At 44.7% G+C, this 19947-nt stretch carries 17 protein-coding genes; 6 read left to right on the forward strand and 11 right to left on the reverse strand.

The genetic code is table 11. The features are described 5' to 3' along the window. The first annotated feature begins 518 nt into the window (after nt 1-518). From ACJJIZ_RS01015 to ACJJIZ_RS01040, 6 genes are all read left to right on the forward strand, one after another. Nucleotides 519-1007 carry an Hcp family type VI secretion system effector gene (locus ACJJIZ_RS01015; RefSeq protein WP_413664127.1) on the forward strand — a complete coding sequence of 163 codons (489 nt, stop codon included), beginning with the start codon at nt 519-521 and terminating at the stop codon, nt 1005-1007. A gap of 164 nt (nt 1008-1171) precedes the next feature. After that, the gene (locus ACJJIZ_RS01020) at nt 1172-3079 is read left to right on the forward strand and encodes a type VI secretion system Vgr family protein (RefSeq protein WP_444914950.1); all 1908 of its coding nucleotides are present in this window, start codon (nt 1172-1174) and stop codon (nt 3077-3079) included. A 13-nt stretch (nt 3080-3092) separates the two neighbouring features. Next, nucleotides 3093-3671 carry a DUF6931 family protein gene (locus tag ACJJIZ_RS01025; RefSeq protein ID WP_413664125.1) on the forward strand — a complete coding sequence of 193 codons (579 nt, stop codon included), beginning with the start codon at nt 3093-3095 and terminating at the stop codon, nt 3669-3671. 3 nt (nt 3672-3674) lie between these two features. Then, complete coding sequence (locus ACJJIZ_RS01030) at nt 3675-3968, forward strand: PAAR domain-containing contractile injection system baseplate protein (protein ID WP_413664124.1); 294 nt, start codon at nt 3675-3677, stop codon at nt 3966-3968. A 605-nt stretch (nt 3969-4573) separates the two neighbouring features. Continuing rightward, entirely contained in the window at nt 4574-5053 is a 480-nt protein-coding gene (locus ACJJIZ_RS01035; RefSeq protein WP_444914951.1) for a DUF6795 domain-containing protein, read from the forward strand. A gap of 26 nt (nt 5054-5079) precedes the next feature. Next, nucleotides 5080-6234: a lipase family protein gene (locus ACJJIZ_RS01040; protein ID WP_444914952.1), complete on the forward strand. Its 1155-nt coding sequence runs from the start codon at nt 5080-5082 to the stop codon at nt 6232-6234. Between the two features lie 98 nt (nt 6235-6332). On the opposite strand, the gene tssH is transcribed toward ACJJIZ_RS01040, so the two are convergent. From tssH to tagF, 11 genes are all read right to left on the reverse strand, one after another. After that, the gene (gene tssH, locus ACJJIZ_RS01045; RefSeq protein ID WP_444914953.1) at nt 6333-9002 is read right to left on the reverse strand and encodes a type VI secretion system ATPase TssH; all 2670 of its coding nucleotides are present in this window, start codon (nt 9000-9002) and stop codon (nt 6333-6335) included. 41 nt (nt 9003-9043) lie between these two features. Beyond that, nucleotides 9044-10174: a type VI secretion system baseplate subunit TssG gene (gene tssG, locus ACJJIZ_RS01050; RefSeq protein WP_444906603.1), complete on the reverse strand. Its 1131-nt coding sequence runs from the start codon at nt 10172-10174 to the stop codon at nt 9044-9046. Continuing rightward, the gene (gene tssF, locus ACJJIZ_RS01055) at nt 10138-11967 is read right to left on the reverse strand and encodes a type VI secretion system baseplate subunit TssF (protein WP_444906604.1); all 1830 of its coding nucleotides are present in this window, start codon (nt 11965-11967) and stop codon (nt 10138-10140) included. Before tssF ends, tssG begins: the two co-directional genes overlap by 37 nt. Beyond that, nucleotides 11967-12440, reverse strand: a complete 474-nt coding sequence (gene tssE / locus ACJJIZ_RS01060) for a type VI secretion system baseplate subunit TssE (protein ID WP_444895421.1) — start codon at nt 12438-12440, stop codon at nt 11967-11969. Before tssE ends, tssF begins: the two co-directional genes overlap by 1 nt. Nucleotides 12441-12445: 5 nt before the next feature. Continuing rightward, a complete protein-coding gene (gene tssC, locus ACJJIZ_RS01065) occupies nt 12446-13960 on the reverse strand; it encodes a type VI secretion system contractile sheath large subunit (RefSeq protein ID WP_444914954.1) in 1515 nt (504 codons plus the stop codon). A 107-nt stretch (nt 13961-14067) separates the two neighbouring features. Beyond that, nucleotides 14068-15555 carry a type VI secretion system contractile sheath large subunit gene (gene tssC, locus ACJJIZ_RS01070; protein WP_444914955.1) on the reverse strand — a complete coding sequence of 496 codons (1488 nt, stop codon included), beginning with the start codon at nt 15553-15555 and terminating at the stop codon, nt 14068-14070. Continuing rightward, nucleotides 15552-16073, reverse strand: a complete 522-nt coding sequence (gene tssB, locus ACJJIZ_RS01075; protein ID WP_413664115.1) for a type VI secretion system contractile sheath small subunit — start codon at nt 16071-16073, stop codon at nt 15552-15554. The genes tssC (ACJJIZ_RS01070) and tssB overlap by 4 nt, the downstream gene beginning before the upstream one ends. 44 nt (nt 16074-16117) lie before the next feature. Next, nucleotides 16118-17422, reverse strand: coding sequence for a type VI secretion system protein TssA (gene tssA / locus ACJJIZ_RS01080; protein WP_413664114.1), 1305 nt, complete (start codon nt 17420-17422; stop codon nt 16118-16120). Between the two features lie 178 nt (nt 17423-17600). Continuing rightward, on the reverse strand, nt 17601-18371 hold the full coding sequence (locus ACJJIZ_RS01085; RefSeq protein ID WP_444914956.1) for a hypothetical protein: 771 nt from the start codon (nt 18369-18371) through the stop codon (nt 17601-17603). 151 nt (nt 18372-18522) lie between these two features. Continuing rightward, nucleotides 18523-19230 (reverse strand): SapC family protein, encoded by a 708-nt coding sequence (locus ACJJIZ_RS01090; RefSeq protein ID WP_444906609.1) that lies wholly within the window; start codon nt 19228-19230, stop codon nt 18523-18525. 33 nt (nt 19231-19263) lie between these two features. Next, a complete protein-coding gene (tagF, locus tag ACJJIZ_RS01095) occupies nt 19264-19941 on the reverse strand; it encodes a type VI secretion system-associated protein TagF (RefSeq protein WP_444914957.1) in 678 nt (225 codons plus the stop codon). Between the last annotated feature and the right edge of the window lie 6 nt (nt 19942-19947).

Here is a 19947-nt window from a genome sequence, read left to right on the forward strand (position 1 = left end):
GGCAATATAGTAGGGTGCGAAGTATATCGAACAGCCTATGTGGCAACAATGAATCAATATTCAAATAAATTTGCCTTAACACGCCATCAAACTATTATTTTGATCCAGCCCCCGAAAACACTGAGTATCGCTCCGATATAAGGCTGAATTACATATTATTACAAAGCAAGCTTATCAAAAAAATACCAGTAAATGCTTTCAAATAGATATTTGACTGTCAATCAATATCCATGACTCAAACCACTTATTTATCCCCATTAGAGGTTTGTTACTTTTTAGCAATATTAAATTAGTGTCAGAGTCAATTAGGGCAAACGGGCATAAATCGTAACAGCATAAAATTGCCTCTCGAAATTAGTGCCAGAGTCGATTAAATAACTCGAAAATTAGTTTGTTTTTAGCTTTCTCTTTGTTTAAATCATCACAGTTGCCACCGCGACGACCACCTGAACTACTGCGAATCGCGGTGGTAAGGGATTAACCACCAACATCACACGCCAACTAATGAGGGACATCCCATGGCTATCTACATGAACTACAACAACAAAGCCATCAAAGGCAATGTTACTGCTTCCGGCTACGAGGACTGGATCGAAATTGACAGCTTCAACTTCGGTGTTGGCCGCGGCATTACCATGGAAGCTGGCGCCATGTCAAACCGCGAAGCTTCTCGCCCAAGCCTGAGCGAAGTAAGCTTCACCAAGCGCATCGACGCTGCTTCCGGCGGTCTGTTCAAATCTTCTGTAACCGGTGACGAAGGTGTTACCGTTGAGATCCACGTAGTACAAACCGGTGCTAACTCTGTAGAGAAGTACGCTGTTTACAAACTGGAAAACACCCTGATTTCCTCCTACAGCATCGGTGCTTCCGCTGGTGGCGCTCCGGCTGAGTCTGTATCCCTGAGCTACGCTAAAATCGAAGCGGACCTCAACCACGCAGACAAGACCAACAAGAACCCCAAAAATATGCGTGTTGGATACGACCTGGAAACAGCCAAGCCGCTGTAAGCCAGCAGAATCTGATCTGCATATACAATGGTCTGCAGGAAATTCTGCAGACCATTATTTAGCAGTTATTTAGCTGAGCGCTTATTGAGTTTTCAGCTAAATAACTGAATGTATAATAACTAGTACTATTCTCCAAGGCACCGTAGGGATAGTAGGGGCTGCCCATGACTACATTAAATCAAGATAGAAGACTGATTAAAGTCGACAGCCCGCTCGGCACGGATGCGGTAATCGCTACCAGCCTGCAAGGCGAAGAGCATATATCCAAACTCTTCCGCTATGAACTTCAGCTCCTATCCGATGACCATGCAATAAGCCAGAAAGATATCGTCGGCAAGGCTGTTACAGTTTCTGTACACCACTCAGAAACTCCTCGCTATATCAATGGTTACGTTACTCAACTGTCTCTGCGCGATGTTAACGCTGAGGGAGTGCGAAGTTATAGCGCCACAATTCAACCTGGCCTTTGGTTTACCAGCCTTGGGGGCTCCAACAGAATTTTTGAAAAGAAATCTGCTAAACAGATTCTTGAAGAAGTTTTGGGCGAGTACAGCAAAGTTATAAAGCTAAGCGTTAAATTAAATGCTGAATACATAACTCGTGAATATTGCGTGCAGTTTGATGAAAGCGATTTTGAATTCATCAATCGCCTTATGGCTGAAGAGGGTATCTCCTATTACTTCAAGCACTCAAATGGGCAACACGAACTTGTACTTTGTGATGATAGCCAGGACTTCTATGACTGTGAAAGCGAACAGATAGAGTACGATGGGAGCGGCAGTCATCCGACAAAAAATACTGTAAGTAGCTGGCAGCGAAATTTCAATTATCATGGTGGCGGATTTGAACTGAAAGATTATTGTGAGTTCACCGCAACAAAAGATAATAAACAGCAAGTTAAAACTACCAGCCAACTGAATGATGTCAGTAATTACATGCGCGGCCTTTATGGGCTAAACCATTTCCAGGCTGACGGTGAAAATAAGCACAAATTCACAGATAGCTACCATAAGGCTCTCGCCGAGCGTTCAATGGAAGCGCAAGAAGCTTTATTTGATGTGAGCCATGGGCGCAGTGACTGCCCCTCATTCACTGCTGGCGGCCGCTTTAATTTTGACCACACATTATCGTCAGAAAAAGGGAAGTACCTGATTACTTCCGTACATATCTCTGCTACAGACGGCAATAGTGCGGAAACACATTTCCACAATACTTTCAGTTGCATCCCATCATCAGTAACTCCAAGACCTGAGCCAAATATTTTTGCGAAGAAGGTACACTCTCCGCAAGTCGCACGCGTTCTTGAAGTTAAGGCCACCACTTCTGACAGTTCACAAGACCCCTACACCCAAATCAAAGTGAAATTCCCATGGAATTCGCAACAGAACAGCTGTTGGGTACGGGTGATGCAGTCATTTGCCGGAAAAAACTGGGGTGCAAACTTTGTCCCCAGAGTCAATCAAGAAGTTATTGTTACTTATATTAATGGTGATCCGGATAGACCGCTGATAACCGGAGCCGTGTATAACGGTGATAATCCGGGCCCCAATTACACTGCGACACAAAGTGGCTGGAAAACTGAATATGAAGGTAGCGCCTTTAACGAACTTCGGTTTGATGATAAAGGCGGAAGCGAAGAGCTTTATATGGAAGCCGGCAAAGACCATAACTTTGTCGTCCATAATGATCAAACAGGGAAGATAGAAAACAAACAAACCCTTGAGGTTAAACAAGACCGGACTATTACGGTTACCGACGGCAGTGAAGTTGTCACCATCTCAAAAGGTGATCAGAAACTCAATGTCAGTAAAGGCAATCAAGTTGTCACTATCGGGTCAGGAAATCACACACTCAAGGTCAGTAAGGGTTCTCAAACTACTGATGCAATGGGCGCAATTAAGATTTCCTCCAAAGCATCCATTGAATTAAAAGTCGGCGGTAGCAGTATTAAACTGACTCCAGCTGGTATCACCATCAAAGGAACAATGCTTTCCTGTAAGGGCGACGCTACTGCAGAAGTTAAAGGTGGCGGAATGCTGACCCTGAAAGGCGGCGTAACCATGATTAACTGATGGGGATATATCAATGACAGACCTCATTAAAGTAGAAGCTCTCACCGCAGATGAGCTACTTAAGAATTTTGAAGTTAGTGACGAGGCAGAAGATCATCTGGTACCGGATACAGCACCAGAAGTCAGCATAAACCGCCTTGTGGAAGCAGGCCTATTTCCAGACGCGATCAAGTTGCTTGCTCATGGCCTACCAAAGCGGGAAGCCGTGTGGTGGGCTTGCCTCGCGGCCCGAGATATCCAAGGCCCTCAAACTGACGATGACAATGTGAATGCGCTTAATGCAGCAGAGACTTGGGCCAAAAAGCCCAGTGAAGAAGCCCGCTTACGCTGCAAACTATTCGGCGATAAAACAAAACATAAAACTCCAGCGAGCTGGGCGGCTACTGCAGCGAGTTGGTGTCATGGCAGCTTAGCAGCCGAAGGTGAGCCGGTAGTAGAGCCGCCAGAACACCTTTATGCTCATGCAGTCGCAGGCAGTGTTACCCTTGCTGCCGTGCTATCTGACCCAGTCGATCCAAACAAAAGGTTCATGCGCTATATGGAGCAAGGTCTCGATCTAGCACGAGGCGGAAACGGTAGGGTTGAGGGATAAACTATGGGTAAGCCAGCTTCCCGTATTGGTGATATGCACGTATGCCCAATGGTCACCGGCACAGTACCTCATGTGGGTGGCCCAGTAGTAAGCCCAGGAGCACCCACCGTTATCATCGGTGGGATGCCCTCAGCAACCGTTGGTAGCACTTGTACCTGTGTTGGACCGCCCGATACGGTCGCCATGGGAAGTACAACGGTAATGCTGCAAAAGAAACCTGCAGCAAGAATGGGAGACACCACAGGGCATGGTGGAAAAATAGTTATTGGTTGCCCTACAGTATTGATAGGTGGATAAAATAGGTCCATCCCGCGTACTAACTAAGTACGGTGTGTCGGCATAGATAAAATTGGAAACTGGTGTTGTCCAATTAAGATCATCCCATATCTATGCTTAAGAGTACTCACACAAGTCCACTCTTATCGAGTGGGCATCTCTCTGCCACACCATATCTGCTGAATAAAGATAACGGCTTAAAATATAGGCCCTAGTACACAAGACAATATTTCTGTGTACTAAAAGTGACGCCCTCTTTTATTAGGATATTTAGCCGACCGCAATGGTAAAGCTAGCTATCTAGCACAATTATTTTAAATCCAAAAATCGTTACTCGTACATTAACGCATGTCTTGCATAGGCTTAGGAAAACCTACCTAAGAACCGGAAATATTAAACAACTTTATTCAGCTAAAAATAGCACAGAATTACCAATCAAATATAAACAATATGTTTATATAACCTACGGATCACTAATTAAAATATTTCACACAATAAATTTTCATTAACAATATATTTTCGATGACTCTTTATTAAAGAACTTAGCCTAGGACCGAAATATAAGTAAAGATTACAACCAACCAGAAAATAATCACTTTAGCCAAAATGGCCAGAGGGTTTTTACCATGCAAAAGAAACATAAATTTAAATTATTTTTAATATCTTTTTTATTAATTGCCATATCACCTGGAGGGACTAACGCTATGGCTTCATTCAACCCCTTTAAAGCTTGTACATTTTCAGAAATGAAAATCAAGTTAACACTAAATGGCGAGCCTGTATCAGGGGCTAAGATCACACGCTCAATACAATGGCAAAAGGAATGGATCGATACATTTACATCTGATGAAGACGGAATCGCAGTCCTCCCAGCTAAATTTTCAAACTCTTTAACACAGGTATTACCAGTTGAGTTTGTAGTCTCCCAGGCCATCGATGTTAGTTACGAAAATAAAAACTATGAAGTTTGGGTTTACGCTAAAAGAAGCCCGGGTGAGAACTCCGAAATGGGAAAGCCGCTTAACCTCACATGTGAGCTAACAGATGAAACCAGGTTAGAAGAAATATTCGATTCAGCCTTATTAACATCATGCCAATTTAATTAACACTAAAATAAAAGGAAAGATCAATTATGCTAAGTCCTAAATACACCGCTAAACTTGCTGCGGACACTTACTTAGTAAAAGAAAGTAGGACAAGGAAAATATTTTATGAAATGTATAAAGATGACTTTGATATTGACGAAAAAATCACAGACAAAGTAGATGCGGAAGCCGGTGCTCTTATTTTCCTAAAAAGTACAGACACAAGAGGAATAGCAACTTTAGGGAAAGGGCAACACAAAGGTAGCGCTTTTTTTAGTATTTTGGGAACTGATAGCCTATATGATGTGTTAACAGACCTAAATGCTGGAGTTAAGCGATTTCATACTGGCGGAGCAGTACATCAAGGTTTTTATTATACTTTTGAGTCTCTACTACCTCAACTTGAACAGTTTGCGCAAAACCTACCCAATGATGTTCATACTATTCACTGCCTTGGCCACAGCCTTGGTGGGGCGTTAGCCACGCTTGCTGCTGATTGGCTTTCCTCAAACACAGGAAAATCTATAAAACTATATACGTTTGGCAGCCCAAGAGTTGGGCTTGATCACTTCGCTAACAGCTGTAAACGTAAACTTAAATCTGAAAATATTTATCGCGTATATCATCGTGCAGATCCTGTTCCTATGGTACCTACGTGGCCATTTATTCATGTCCCGAATGGTGGAACTGGAGACTTTGAGCTACCTACACCGAGTCTTAACCCAAAAATAAGCCATAGCAGTCAAACCTATGTTAAATCTGTATCCCCTAATGGAACCAGCTTAGATTGGGATACCGTTAAATTACAAAAACCTAAAGGAAATTTAGAAAAGAGCGTCGAGGCATGGTTAAGATCTGACGGTGTACTTTCCCTTACCATGAATACAGCATGGATCGCTGGAGAGGCACTGCTCTGGGTGCTTAAGAAAATCACTCACCTTGCAGGAATTTCTTTGGTGGTTGCCGGTGGCACGACTTTTACACTTCTCGACAGACTTGCGATATTCCTGCACAAAGCGTATCAGATTAGTAAAGATATCTCTTTTTGGATTTTGCGACTTATCCGTAGGCTGGCACAACTGATCGGATTGGCTATTGTCGAAGGTACGGATATCACGGTTTCCTTTATTCGCATGGTATTTCTACGTATGCACCGCGCTGTTTCTGACTTAGTAATGAGGGCAGGAAGACCAAACCAGTAATTATTTCTTAAAACCAGTTGTATCTATATGGTTATTAGTGGTACCAAGCCCAGCAATGATTTTTTATTAATATCACTGCCGGGCTTATATACAATTCTTTATTCTACAGTGTAACTAAAGTCCCCTTCTTCCGTTGCGGATACTTTAATTGCTTTAACTTCTTCACCGCGCGCCATTTTATCCAAACATTCACTAGCCAATTCCGGCAATAATGTTTTGTTCAGAATAACTTCAATATTACGAGCACCTGTATCAGCTTCGTGACAACGAGCAACGATGTTAATCAAAACATCCTCGTCATAGCTAAAGGAAGCTCCGTAATGCTCGTGAACGCGCTTTTCAATCTTACGCATATTGATTCTGCAAATCTCTACCAGATTCTCATCATCGAGAGGGTAATAAGCAATCACATTTGCTCGACCGAGGAAAGCAGGCTTGAATTTTTGTAGCAGATGTGGGCGGATATTATCCATCAATACGTCTGGCTCAGGCTTTTCTTCTACCTGACTGAAGATAGCTCTAATTGCATCCTCCCCTGCATTGGAGGTCATAATTATTACGGTGTTCTTGAAGTCGATATCCCTTCCTTCACCGTCTTTAATGGTCCCCTTGTCAAACAGGTTATAGAAAACATCTTGTACACCTGGGTGAGCTTTTTCCATCTCATCCAATAAGATTACCGAATAAGGCTTACGGCGTGCAGCTTCGGTAAGAACACCGCCCTCTCCGTAGCCTACATAGCCGGGAGGAGAGCCCAACAGCATAGATACTTTATGCTCTTCCTTGAATTCAGCCATATTGATGGTCGTGATATTTTGCTCACCACCAAACAGCTCATCAGCCAAGGCAAGGGCAGTCTCTGTTTTACCTACACCGCTAGTACCACAGAACATAAACACACCCACCGGTTTACGCGGGTCTGTCAAGCCTGCTCGAGAAGTGCGAATTGCCTGAGCTACAGCCTCGATAGCATGGGGCTGACCAATAACACGTTTATTCAGGCGCTCTGACAAAGTTTTCACAGCAATAATTTCATCGCTAACCATCTTGCCGACAGGAATTCCAGTCCAGTTGGCAACTACTGCGGCAATAGCCTGTTCATCAACAGCTGGCTGCATTAACGGGGTATCCCCCTGGATAACCTCCAAGTCCGCAGTTAATGTTTTGAGCTGTTGCTGATAGTCGGCTAATAAGGCCTCGTCGGGTGTATCTTCACCTTCACCACCTTGGGCCTTCATAAACTCTACATCGATCTGATCGCGGAGTTGTTGAATCTGTCCGATTAGTTCATTTTCTTTAAGTAATTGCTGTTCGAGCACTTCCAAACGCTTTTCTTCGGAAGCTTTAAACTCTTTTAGCTCTGCCAGTTGCTCCTCATGCTCACCCATTGCTGCGTTTTCACGCTCAAGTTTAGCCAGGGTAGTATTAGTGCGATCAATATTGATACGAGCATCTTCAATCGCCCCAGGAGTAGCAGACTGGCTAAGAGCGACGCGCGCGCAGGCCGTATCCAGTAAGCTAACAGACTTATCTGGCAATTGGCGCCCGGGAATATAACGATGAGATAACTTGACCGAAGCTATGATAGCTTCATCCAGAATGCGTACTTTATGGTGCTCCTCCAGCGAGGTTGCGATACCACGCATCATATCAATCGCGTTGCTCTCATCAGGCTCTTCCACTTTTACTACCTGGAATCTACGGGTCAAAGCAGGATCGCGTTCAAAATACTTCTTATATTCCGCCCAGGTTGTGGCAGCTAAAGTACGCAATTCACCACGAGCCAGTGCAGGTTTCAGGAGATTAGCCGCATCCCCCTGCCCCTCTTTACCGCCCGCGCCAATCATGGTGTGCGCTTCATCAATAAATAGAATAATTGGCGTTGCAGATGCTCGCACTTCTGAAATTACAGACTTCAAGCGGTTTTCAAACTCACCTTTTACACTGGCGCCAGCCTGAAGAAGTCCCAAGTCAAGCGTGCGTACGGCTACACCGCGCAATGGCTCAGGTACATCACCACTAGCTATTCGAAGAGCAAAGCCTTCAACGACGGCAGTTTTACCAACACCTGCTTCACCAGTCAGGATCGGATTATTTTGACGCCGGCGAGTTAAGATATCGATACATTGGCGTATTTCCTCATCACGACCAAGTACAGGGTCAATCTCTCCCTTCTTCGCTCTTTCAGTTAGGTTGATTGTATATTTGTCCAAAGCTGGAGCTTTAGAAGCAGCTGCAGCAACTGCAGCTGCGCCATCATCCATATCCGCCGTAGCGCTAATATGGCTAGACTCTCCACTTTGTCCAAACATTGCACGAGCGGTTTCGCGAATCGATTCTGGAGCTATCTCTTTCAGTTCTGGGCAGGATTCTAAAATCTGGCGACGAGAAGTTTCTTCCAGTAAAAGCGCAGCCAAAAAGTGTCCGGAACTGATTGCTTTATGTCCATAATCAATAGAAGCCAGCATCCAAGCATTCTTCGCTGCTTCTACGATAGTTGGGGACAGGGCTGGTGGACGGCTGCTGCCGGCCCGAAATCCAGCAATCGCTGTAGCCAGCTGCTTGGCAAAATTTGCTGGATTACAGTCGTGTTTTTCCAACAGATGGTAAAGGTCAGTATCAGACTGATCCAAAAGTTTCAGTAACCAATGCTCTAATTCAACATTGTACTGGTTCTGTGACAGACAAAGCCCAGCAGCGCCCTCTAGTGAGTCACGCATATGCGGAGTCATGGTATCAACCAATCGCTTCAAATCGATATTGATCACGTTGAATATCCTTTCCTAAATAATAATGTTGTTAATTTTACTTATGCAGCAGGTAAAGCTTCATCAGGTGAAATATTGTCTGCACTTAAGGTTATTTGTACTAACCTTTCACCATCTTGTTCACTAGCCATGTGAGTATTCCATCCCAGTAAAGGTTCATTCTCAGCTTTTCTATTTAGCTGGATAGGTGCCACCTGGCTGGTTGAAAGTGTCACCGACAACTCAAAATCCAATTCGATACCAGCACTAAAGCGAATAAACTCCTTAAGCGATTCCAACTTTTTCGTACCCGGAGCAATAGTCATAAATTGCTCATAAGGCATTGACTCAATAATTACCTGAAATTTATTCTGGGCTTGGAAGCAGTGCGTACCCAGAATGGTATTTACTCCCAAGCAATTATTAATACCCTTCGGCACCTGAGCACTGGGCAGTCGGCACAAGATATCATCCGGTAACTCATCCCACTGTCCCTGGAATTGTTCAATACTTACCGTTAAATCAAAATAATGCTTGATCATGCTGGATAAAGCGGTAGCGGAACAACGTCCACTGGAAAGGTGTCCTCCCATTCCAACTAGTGCTTCATCCGGTATCGGCATTCGATAGCGCATTTCATTTGTACCAAGCCCTGCAAGGGACGCAAGAGCCTGGGTAAACTTGTCTGGCTCTCGAGAATTCTGCAGGCGTTGCCGCTCATAATTCACAGGCAACTGGTATTTATGCCAAGCTTGATAAAAAAGGGAAATACTTCGGTGATTAAACATATCCAGAAAATCACGCAGCGCCGTATTGTTCTCCCTAAGCTCCCTCTGCACTAACTCTGTCAGGTAATAGGGCATCACCCCCTGACTACCGATTAACCCTGTAAAACCCACCTCCATATGCCACTGATGAGTCTCATTTTCATCGGGCTCTTCATGTTCAACGCTTTTCTTCTCTAGACGTAAAACATCCGAGCTGACAAAAGACAACCCAGATTGAGCACTAAACCGAATCAGCTCTTTAGTCGGAGGGGCAGCGCTAGCTATAGGTTCTTTACTGAAACCTGTACCTGCCAGATGTACTGCACGCTCTACCAGCCTTACCGCTTGAAAAAAATCAAAGTTATAAGGCTCTCGGCGTAAACGCTCAATTACAGTAAAGCTTTTTCGCCGGCGCGAGGTGGCCATCGCTTCAACTCCCCATCTCGACCACTCATAGTGGCAATCAGTTTTGTAAATGAATTAATTGAACAGTATAAGCCCAGGAAACGCTCTATGATGCTAGCAAATAACAATGGACTTGTTCCTGTTAACATCATGGAATCAAGTTCAATCTCAACTTCTGTGCCGCGACATAAAACTACACTTTGATCAATCTGAATCGGAGCAGTAACCGGTTTAGTATTAAGCTTTAACAATGACTCGATTAAATTACGCGTACTAGCAGAGTCACGGAAGTCATAAAGCCTAAAAATTTCTTTTAACGCATTACATCCCTCTGCACCTGATAGAGAAAGATGATTTAAGTTAAGGTGAGAAATTAACCTCCAATACCCTCGCTCTCGTCGAGGCGGTCGTATAGTTGCCGTTGGGGAAACCACACAACTAATTCGGCTAACTGGCAAATCACCGTCAACAACCTCTAAATAAGGCTGGGCGCTACCACTAGGTAATTTTTTGGCTAGATTTCGATTACAGCAGGTTAACTTAATATCTAATGTCTGATCACTAATTCTATGCGGATTAAAGTCCAGATCGACTAAGCTTATATCAATCTCAGATGCTTGTTCATTCCGATGCTCTCCTTCGATCACATCTCTGCGACGACTAAACCAAAATGCAGATTGATCAGCATGATGTTGACTGTGTCGAATTCCATAGAAAGGCCGGTAACTGGTTGTCTCTCCATCACCATTAGTTGCCGCAACTTCATCCACTGAGTATATTTCTAAGCCATCACTCCTGCGGGCATCAGGGACCACATGGTAACTATACTGCGAGTGATTAAGTGGAATAGGATCTGCACTTTGTTTAAATAAATTAACAACCGGAGCACAGCCCAAAGCAAACATGCTTGGAGAAATCTGTTTTTCCAACTCCTCATGAGTTTCGGATAAATAAAAATACAGATTTAACGTGTCGTCAAAGCTCTCGTTTAACGCCTCACCAATGTTCAACATATCCAAGAAAAGGAACTTTTCTGGAAAAGCAAAATATTCAGTTAGGAGTCGATATCCTACGAATGCGGTATCAGGATATGGCAATAAACCCTCATCTGGACTTAGCCCCACTTGACATATTTCATCCGGAGAGAGAAAAGTTGGCTTTGGATCACTCTCCCCATTGGCAACAACCAACCTTACACACTTACTTAGTAGCAAGTCATATAAACTATAGATATGAGATGGTTGGCCACGAAGGAAAAAGCGGAGACTCTCAGGGTTTAGCTCAGAAAATTTTATGCTTGGGCTAAAAGTTTTAAGGGATAATTTTAAAACTGCATTAGCGCCCTGAATGTCATTACAGCCCGGAGCGATAAATGGCCTTGGCATCAGGGTGGCACTCACCGCCTGAAATGGGCAAATTTCTGCTGGATAACAAGTTGTAAAGCGGCAGGTTTGCCCTTGAAAGCTGTCACTTTCGAGTAACGTCTTCGTTTCTACCCGGGTTATCGCATCCAAATCCTTTTCCGGTTCAAACTGAACAATGGCACAAGAAGGAATTGGACGAAGATAATGAGGATACAGAGTTTCCAGCATTGCATCCGTTAACTCCGGAAAATCATCACTCAGCTTTTGCTGCACCCGAGCATTCATGTAAGCGAAGCCGGACAACAGTCGCCCTACTAAAGGATCATCAACTGTGTCTGCATCCAGCTGAAGTCGGGATGCGGCAGCTGGGTGCATCTTTGCAAATTCAGCAGAAGTTTGCTGAATGAATGCGAGCTCTCGCTCGTAGAGATCTATTAATTTTTCACTCATCACATAATCTCAGAGACATCCACCAGCTGGGTAACTGGGTTGAGTGCCGAATCAAATACAATAACTTCCGACGCTGGATTTACATGTAATACAGCTTCAACACGAAAGCGTATACTAGGATCTTCGACATCCACTTTGTCTTGGGTGGTTACTTTTACCGAACGTATTCTGGGCTCAAAATTTAAAATTGTTTTTTCAATATCTCGACAAAACTGTTTTCGGCTAGCGGCAGAGGAAAGATTGACTGTTGATAGGTCTGGTAACCCGTAGTTAATATTTGACTGCTCTAAACTTTCATGAGTTGAAGGTGCGGAAATACATTTAAATCTTGTATTGAACAAGTATTCCAAATCACGACGCACCCCTTCACGCAACTGCCTCAACACTTGATGGGATTGATGTACATCCAATTTACTAGATGATTGTAATAATCGATCCAATACCGGGGCCAATAATCGCTTCTCTCTAACCATATTAATTAGGTAGCTCCGACGCCGATTGTTGCCAATGCGGTTGTAAGTTTTAGCTCGGATACAAGATGGTCAACGGTGTAATGACTCTTGAGATGAATCACACTTTGATAGCTACCCGCCTTGCCTGGTTCATCCGTTACTTGCACCCGAGACTCCCGTAGAGGGTATCGAGCCTGCATTTCCCAGGAAAGGTCATCCCTTCCCGTTGTGTATTCATCCAACCAATGCTGCAACTGCCGTTCGCAATCTGCAGCATTCATATAGGCACCCACCTTATCCCTTATCATTACCTTGATATAATGAGCAAATCGGGATGCGCAAAGTATTTGTTGTAACATAGAGCTAATACGCGCATTAGCCGTGGCTGCTTTAGATGTGTATTGCTTCGGCCTTTGAAGTGATGGAACACTATTAAAGGCGCTGTAAGGAGTATCGTAACAATGACTCAAGCATACATACCCTAAGTCACTTAAATCCCGCTCAGCAAAATCAGTTACCAAAATTGAAGTGGCCATTCGGATCATGCCAGGAGTACTATCTGGCCTATAAGGCACCATTGGAAGCTGGGTTACCAGCCCTCCGCCCAGATGGTCACGTGCAACCCCTCTAATATGTGAAAACCAGCCAACTTCACTAAACTCTCTTAACAGTACGGCACCCAATGCAAAGCAGGCATTCCCCCATAAATAATTCTGGTTATGGGATGCCCGTACCTGCTCCTGAAACCTCAAACCACGATAGGATGAAAATTCCTGATTATAAGGTTCTCTCATCAAAACTTGAGGAAGTGTCAAAGCGATAAATCGGCTGTCTTCCAGATCCCGAAGGCCATTCCACCGAATGTATTCTTTTTGACGGAACACTTCTGAAAAATTGATAGGCTTTGCTAGATCCGAAAAGTTGTCTACACCAAAAAGTTGCGGTGCTGATGCACAAACAAACGGGGCAAAGGCTGCGGCTGCAGTATGCGCGATGCCCTGCAAAGTAAATACATCATCATAAGGGTGGTCAAGCAGCGGCCGATGGGATACATAGTAATCTCCAAGTAACAAACCAAATGGCTCGCCGCCTGGAGTACCAAACTCTTCATTATATATAAGATGAAACAGCCCAGATTGGTCAAAATCCGGGGCCCGCTCTATATCCTTCGCGAGGTCTTTCCAGCTGGCATCCAAGAGTTTGATTTTAATATTTTCAGCGTGGGGTGTATCAAACACCAATAAGGATATCCCCCGCCAGCTCGCTTCAAGTCTCTGAAACTTCTGGTGATGAATTATACAATTCAGCTGGTCACAGATTAGTTCGTCCAACTCGGCGATAATTCGACTCAGATAATGGCGAACGGAATAATTATCCCTATTTGTACAGGGGGATAATTCTGTGAGCCAATATTCAAATGCAAAAAGATCATCCGGTTCCTGCAGAAATTTATGTAGCTCTCTCTGCTGCCCTCTCGCCAATTTCTCCGGTAGAACATCTGATTGATCTTCCGATATTTGGTCATGTGCTGCACGGGGCACCGGTATACTCCAACAAGAATTATTATTTGAATAAATAATGGTAAAACGCAGGCCTTGAACAAGGCCATGTGAAGAGAGAACCCGCCCCTAGAGGCGGGCCCGGAGCCTTATCCCGCAGATGGGATATTTGCCACCATACGCAAGGACGTCGTCAATTCTTCCATCTGTAACCAGGGTCTCAGATAGGCAATCGCACTGTAACATCCAGGCTGACCCGGAATCTCTTTTACTTCTACTCGCGCCTCAGAAAGCGGGTACTTCGCTTTCATTTCAGGGCTCGCGTCGGGGTTGGAGTTAGTGTACTGGGAGATCCACTTGTTCAACCAGCGCTCACAATCACCAGCTTCCATAAAGGAACCCACTTTATCGCGAGCCATTACCTTGAGGTAATGTGCAATACGAGAGGTCGCCATCAAATAAGGCAAGCGAGCAGATATGGCTGCGTTAGCAGTGGCGTCAGGGTCATCGTATGCCTTTGCCTTTTGCGCACTTTGAGCACCAAAGAATACAGAGTAATCCGTATTCTTGTAGTGACATAGAGGCAAGAAGCCTTGAGCGCTTAACTCAGCTTCACGGCGATCGGTAATACCAATCTCTGTGGGGCATTTCTGATCGAGATCTCCATCGTCACTCTTGAACACGTGAGATGGCAACCCTTCTACTTTACCACCACCCTCAGCACCGCGAATTGCAGTACACCAGGAGTTCTCAGCGAATGCTTTTGTCATGGTGGTACCCATAACATAAGAAGCATTCATCCAGCAGTATTGATCGTGCTCTGCTGGACGGGAAACGCCGTCTTCATCCACTTCAAACTCTTCAAAGTCAAAAGCTTCAATTGGCTTGGTGTTAGCACCATAAGGGGTACGGGCCAGGGTACGCGGCATTACCAAGGTAACAAAACGGGAGTCGTCACTATCACGGAAACTGCGCCACTTGATGTACTCGGCGGATTCAAAAATACCACCCAGATCTCTCGGCTTGGAAAGCTCCGTGTAGTCATCAAAACCGAACATGCCAGCACCGGCTGCTGCAACAAACGGACAGAAGCCAGCTGCAGCAACATTAGACATCTTGCTCAGCAGTTCGATATCCTCAGGGTGACTGGTGAACTCGAAATCCCCAATCATTACGCCGTATGGCTCACCACCCGCAGTACCAAACTCTTCTTCATAGATCTTTTTGAAGGTCTGGCTCTGGTCGAACTCAACTGCCTTATCCAGGTCGCGGAAGAGCTCGCGCTTGCTCAGATTGAGCATGCGGATTTTCATGGTAGCGCCAGTTTCCGAGTTCATAACCAGGTGATTCAGACCGCGCCAGGATCCTTCCAGCTTCTGAAATTTCTCGTCATGCAAAATCGCAGACAGCTGCTGGGACATGGCCTTATCAATCGCGCTAACAGCTTTCTTGATGGTCTGGGTCAGGTTACGATCCCAGGTGACCGTTCCTTTCATTACTTGCTCTGTCAAATTCGCAAGCAAGTCTTGTGCTTCTTGAGGCTCAGTTTGTTTAGTTGCCGCAATCGCCTGGTCTAGGAGACTCGCCGATTGCTCTTCGGCTTCACTACCTGCAACATTTTCTACTTCAGTGCTCATTCTGAGTCCTCTCCTTTATCCTCATTCAAGCCCAACTGGTCAGAGATAGCGCTGACGTTTTCTGTGCTCTTGAGAATATCCTCAAGTACTTTTTCAAGCTCCTCAGAGCGATCAGCTTTACTCAGCAGATCACGCAGCTTGCTACGGGCTTCAAGCAATTGCTTTAGTGGCTCAACCTGCTCAACAATCTGCTCCGGCGAGAAGGCGTCCATGTTGTTGAAGTCGAGATCAACAGCCATCTTGCTACCGTCACCAGTCAGGGTGTTTTCCACCTGCAAGTTCAACTTTGGGTTTACTTTACCCATTACGTCGTTGAAGTTATCGCGGTCAATTTGGATAAACTTACGATCTTTCAGTGCCTTGCGATTCTCGGCATTATCACCAGAGTAATCACCCATAACACCCGCCACAAAAGGAAGCTCCTTTTTGACTTCGGCTCCGTTAGTTTCAACATCGTAAGTGATATGTACACGCGGCTTACGCACGCGCTTAAGTTTGTTGTGGATGCTTTCAGACATCTAAGGTCTCCTTTCCGACTTTAGGGACTGCTGTTCTCAGTTAATTACCAACCAGTGCTGGCTTCTTCTTGCGGTTGCTCACCCCAACCTTCATCAGAGACTGGCGCGGATACACTTTCAGTAGGTGTATCTGCGGCAACCGCAGGAGCTGATGACGTGCCACTTGTAGTCACTGGTGGGGTTATATATTTTTGTGTATCCGTGCCATCGAGACGAACTCCCGTCAACTGGGAGTAAAGCGCCTTCGACTGATCATCAGGTAGCAATTCAGACATCAATTGTGAAACGGTCATTCGTCCCCAGCCTATCAGCCTCTCCAGGCCGGGCGCCAGCGGCGTATGCGGCTCATAGGTACGAAAATACTTTGCCGCCTGCTCAAGCAATTTTAAGGCATCTTCTCTGGACACTACCGGACCGGTAGGGACAGCTACAGCAGAGGCAGCTACAGAAGTAACCGCTGCTGCAGCTGCATTTCCAGCTTGAACTTCCCCAGCAGGCTCTTCTGACGATTCAGGCGCCACATCTTCTTGAGTCTGCTCCATAGACTCCAAGTGCGTCTTATAAATAAAACGGCTTGTCCGCAACACCTCATCCAATAGAGATGAAATATTCGTGGATGGGGGGGCATCATGACCGCAGCTTTGTCGCAGGCTATCATTTATTGTCTTAAAGTGCCCCAGCGCTGCCTCGATTGTCTGAACGAGGTTTTGAGCCCATTCACCGCTCGCACTGTTTACACATTGATCAATCTGCTCAAGGTTGTAACCCAGCGTTTCTATTCGAGCAGCCTTGGCATCGTCATCTGCAATTCTGTCAGCATCCCGAGCCTGTTGGAATTGGAAGAATGAATAGTCCCCATAATCCCCTTCGGGAGTAATACCGGCACTGCGAATAGGCATTAGCAAGGTGCCATCACCACCATCACCATTCAAACCTGTCAGGGGTGCTACTTTTGTCTCAAGGCCATCTTCGTCTGGTAAGGGATACAGACCTTCCCAATATTGCTCTACTAACGAGTCGATCACCTGCAAGCCATCTCTCAAGCCAATAAAGCCATGTAAGCGAATCAAGGCCTCGGTATACCAGCTGGCAACCTCCAAGTCCTTACTCTTTTTCCCTAGGATATTTTCTGCAGCTTTTGCTACATCCCTCCAAGGTGCGAGTAGGTCTGTGTCTGCATCATCGAACATTGCGGAGCGTTCAGCAGCTCTTGCACTGTTGCGAGCATCTTTGATCGAGTAATAATCAGAAGTTGGCGAACGATCTTCTCGGATATCTTCCCCTACGGGATTATCCTCTGAGATTGGAGCAACTAATTCATCGATATTTATCGTGTTTGGGAATGCCATCAAAAAAGGCCCTTATACCGAATCAAATCCTTTAATCAGAATTCTGAGAAGAGTACACGTTGTAGATATCTAATCAAGGCAAATAATGCGCTTGGTACCTATTACTTTAAAAAACATGTTCAGTTGACAATTTTACGCTATTTATTTTTGTTAGATTTTGGCTTCTTATTCCAAGCCATTACATAGGAACCGCTGTTGAATCGCAACTCCCCATACTAGTCACAAGTTTAAATGTGGCAAAAATATGCAAAAACTCAGACCTACTCTTTTCAAAGTTCTCAAGAGATGACCACAAAAACACAGAATAGAAACTATCCGGGCTCTGAAAGAAAGTGACCAAATAGCGAACTGGTGTTTTTACAACCTCAGCAGACATCTCATAAATATGGCCATTTTGACTGTTGCTTATCAGTGGTTCAGGCCCGGATATAATAACGCCATTTTCCACTCTAGTCAGACACTGCTGTATTTGTGCTTTCCCAAAATGCTCGATCGACAAGTCATCGGGAAGCAGGGATCGATCTTGCTTTAGTACTATCAAATAGCGACTTAACTCTGTACTTCCAGCCTGAATCACAGCCTCCCCATTCAGATTGTCAAACCCTTGCCAACCGGCTGGAATACCAATAGAAGCTGTTCCATCAGTACTTTCCAAAAACTCCAAGGCGGGAGGTAATGGAGGGTCTCCACAATTACTAGACTTTTCAGTACAGTGTATTAATTGATCACCCAAACAGAGCTGTGTATGCCATCCCGCCTCCCAGAATTTTTTCATTAGTTGGCAGGCTTCCCTTCTATCTTCCGTAGTTTTGATTTGAGATTTTGCCCCTGTCAGCAGTCCTTTTATCTGACTAAAGCCCAAACCAAATTCACGCCCCAATGCAGCAATTGCATAGCGCCGCTCTACAGAACCTCTTATCTCCCCAGTAAAAATTATTCTGTAAGACATATCAGTAACCTTAGCTTCCTGCTCTGATACTCACTTTACAACCAGAACCTCTAATACAATTATCTCAATTCAATCAAACTTTATAGGTTTTCTTAAATTAACGTTCTGATCAACAAATCCATAGGTAAAAAGCAAAAATCCACTCTTAATATCAGTGAAGAATTTTCGCATGAAATTTTTTATGCAGCGCACTTAAAGCTGTCGACTTCTGCAAGGAGAAAAGATGTGCATAAATAAAAGGTAAACAACCTGATTCACGCAATTCCAGGAAAGCTGCAGAATCAAGCTCTCCCAATCTCTTCTCTGAAATACAATAAACACCTGTTAATTTATGCTTAACATCACCTGGCAAGTCTATATTTATTTCTTTTTCTACCAGCAAATTATTCCGCTGCAAAATACCGACAAACTTCCAAACCTGCGTCTTTTTAAGATGGATATCCTCTAAGCGGCGCTGCGCTTCCAATAAGTGACCACTTGGATTCCCATTCTCTTCAAACAACCTAACACCTAAAGAACTATTTCCGTCTTCAGATAATAGAGACGATTCAACGCAAACAAATGCATTGGAAGAGTCACCTTCTTTATATTTTAAATAGAAGGGATAAGAGCGAATAGATGCGGGAATATAATCACCCTGCCATTGTCCCTCTTGCCAAAAAAGGTTTTCTCCAGGTGTTACGCCAAGTAATGCACAGCTCTCAAGCTTTCCCGTCTCTTTTGATCGAGCAAATATAATAGGACAGGCACGCGCCACCGGTATGAATTCAGGCAATAAGATTGGGCAAATATGCGAATTCTTACTGTGGGAAAGATCACTTTTGATTAATTTGCAATTGCGATGCTTCTTCTTATCCAAGATAACCAGCTGTCTCACGCTGTGCCCTCAATCCTAACTTATATTCTTCTGTAACTGCACACCAAGCATTGAGCTATAGAGCTCAGGGCTTGGCAATGATGGGCACAGCAAGGTTGTCGGGGCCAAGTGTTGAGACCCCTCACTCCACCACAGACTATATGCGGAGTAGCTACTTTTGCTCATCTGCCCTAATAGACCTGCAAAACCTCTTTCCAGAGTATTCGATTGGCCTGTGGAGACGACAAAGTCTCCCTGTGCTGGAGGCAGAGAGATAATGCCCGCCCTGTCAGGGGGAGCACTAAATGCCTCACATAACTGGTCTGCATGTAGCATATTTTGCAGCGATGTAATTGCTAATTCAGACAAGCTCTGGAACCAGCTCTTAGCATCAGACATAAAAGCAAATGCATCCACTACCGGGGATAGCGGAGCAGCAAATGTCAACGGAAAATAGCGCCCAACACTATCCACACTAGGTACTAAAATTCCGGCCCACGCATTGGCATCAATGATGCCTTTGCTGTGGACAAATCTCCAAACAGGACTGGTCAAGTAGTAGTCCAACCACTCTTGACCTACGAGTTCACGAGATCCAAATACCGCTCGTTGTAACCAGCCATCCCATACAGTGACAAAACTACCTGGCAGCTGCCGCTGAACAAAGTCCCCGTGACCCGGCAACTTACCAAAAATACCAACTGTATTTTGCAAATCATC

The organism is Microbulbifer maximicatervae (SeqCode), from assembly GCF_052467225.1.

What these genes read in the sequence shown, in the direction of transcription:
- ACJJIZ_RS01015 (WP_413664127.1), top strand. Translation starts at nt 519, where the DNA reads ATGGCTATCTACATGAACTACAACAACAAAGCCATCAAAGGCAATGTT.
- ACJJIZ_RS01020 (WP_444914950.1), top strand. Translation starts at nt 1,172, where the DNA reads ATGACTACATTAAATCAAGATAGAAGACTGATTAAAGTCGACAGCCCG.
- ACJJIZ_RS01025 (WP_413664125.1), top strand. Translation starts at nt 3,093, where the DNA reads ATGACAGACCTCATTAAAGTAGAAGCTCTCACCGCAGATGAGCTACTT.
- ACJJIZ_RS01030 (WP_413664124.1), top strand. Translation starts at nt 3,675, where the DNA reads ATGGGTAAGCCAGCTTCCCGTATTGGTGATATGCACGTATGCCCAATG.
- ACJJIZ_RS01035 (WP_444914951.1), top strand. Translation starts at nt 4,574, where the DNA reads ATGCAAAAGAAACATAAATTTAAATTATTTTTAATATCTTTTTTATTA.
- ACJJIZ_RS01040 (WP_444914952.1), top strand. Translation starts at nt 5,080, where the DNA reads ATGCTAAGTCCTAAATACACCGCTAAACTTGCTGCGGACACTTACTTA.
- tssG (WP_444906603.1), bottom strand. Translation starts at nt 10,174, where the DNA reads ATGGCCACCTCGCGCCGGCGAAAAAGCTTTACTGTAATTGAGCGTTTA.
- tssF (WP_444906604.1), bottom strand. Translation starts at nt 11,967, where the DNA reads ATGAGTGAAAAATTAATAGATCTCTACGAGCGAGAGCTCGCATTCATT.
- tssE (WP_444895421.1), bottom strand. Translation starts at nt 12,440, where the DNA reads ATGGTTAGAGAGAAGCGATTATTGGCCCCGGTATTGGATCGATTATTA.
- tssC (WP_444914955.1), bottom strand. Translation starts at nt 15,555, where the DNA reads ATGAGCACTGAAGTAGAAAATGTTGCAGGTAGTGAAGCCGAAGAGCAA.
- tssB (WP_413664115.1), bottom strand. Translation starts at nt 16,073, where the DNA reads ATGTCTGAAAGCATCCACAACAAACTTAAGCGCGTGCGTAAGCCGCGT.
- tssA (WP_413664114.1), bottom strand. Translation starts at nt 17,422, where the DNA reads ATGGCATTCCCAAACACGATAAATATCGATGAATTAGTTGCTCCAATC.
- ACJJIZ_RS01085 (WP_444914956.1), bottom strand. Translation starts at nt 18,371, where the DNA reads ATGTCTTACAGAATAATTTTTACTGGGGAGATAAGAGGTTCTGTAGAG.